Genomic DNA, 562 nt, shown 5'->3' with positions numbered 1-562 from the left:
ATTGGGCCGCAGCGCGGCCCGGGTGGCATCAGTGGGATTTGTTCAGCCCAAGCTCGATGTCGTCGATCAGCGCCTTGGCCATCTCGCTCAGGATGCGCGCCGCGCTGCCGGCCTGGCGGTCGTGTTCCATTTCGGCTTCGGTGGTGAGGTGGCGGATGCAACCGAGCAGTACTGATAGCTGGCTGAAGGCGTGCTCGAAAGGCACGCCCGGTTGCAGGCGAAACAGGTCGAAGGTTTCACTGCCGGCTGTGGTGAGGTTTTTCAACGCGTCATTCATTGAATCACCTCTGCCTTTGCGCGTTGTAGAGGCCAGTCAAGGCATGCTCGATCAGGGCTCTGGACGTCTCGCAGGCATGCTCGGCGTTGCTGAGCATGCTCAGGCCCGGTTCGCCGGCGTGGGTGCGGCAGTGTTCGTCGATGGTTTCGGCGACGCCGCGCAGCAGTTCGCTGGCGTGGGCCAGGGCGTCTGGTGGGGGCATGTCGCTGTGGATGGAGAAGTAAGGGTTGGTGAGGAGTTTGGAGCGGGGTGGGTCGGGTACGATTTTCTTCATGGTGCAGATCC

Annotated in this window: 2 protein-coding genes; both read right to left on the bottom strand. The window is 62.5% G+C overall.

All coding sequences use genetic code 11. From position 1 onward, the window contains the following. Nucleotides 1-28: 28 nt before the first annotated feature. Nucleotides 29-277, bottom strand: a complete 249-nt coding sequence (locus BLX42_RS03130) for a DUF3077 domain-containing protein (RefSeq protein WP_161871123.1) — start codon at nucleotides 275-277, stop codon at nucleotides 29-31. Between the two features lie 4 nt (nucleotides 278-281). Further along, nucleotides 282-551: a hypothetical protein gene (locus BLX42_RS03125; protein ID WP_115273537.1), complete on the bottom strand. Its 270-nt coding sequence runs from the start codon at nucleotides 549-551 to the stop codon at nucleotides 282-284. Nucleotides 552-562: the final 11 nt, after the last annotated feature.

The sequence above is a fragment of the Pseudomonas sp. SG-MS2 genome (genome assembly GCF_009933855.1).
In the GTDB taxonomy this organism is placed as follows: Bacteria; Pseudomonadota; Gammaproteobacteria; order Pseudomonadales; family Pseudomonadaceae; genus Aquipseudomonas; species Aquipseudomonas putida_E.
Note: the sequence above shows the minus strand (reverse complement) of the source record. Positions and strands in the feature narration are given on the sequence as shown.

What these genes read in the sequence shown, in the direction of transcription:
- BLX42_RS03130 (WP_161871123.1), bottom strand. Translation starts at nt 277, where the DNA reads ATGAATGACGCGTTGAAAAACCTCACCACAGCCGGCAGTGAAACCTTC.
- BLX42_RS03125 (WP_115273537.1), bottom strand. Translation starts at nt 551, where the DNA reads ATGAAGAAAATCGTACCCGACCCACCCCGCTCCAAACTCCTCACCAAC.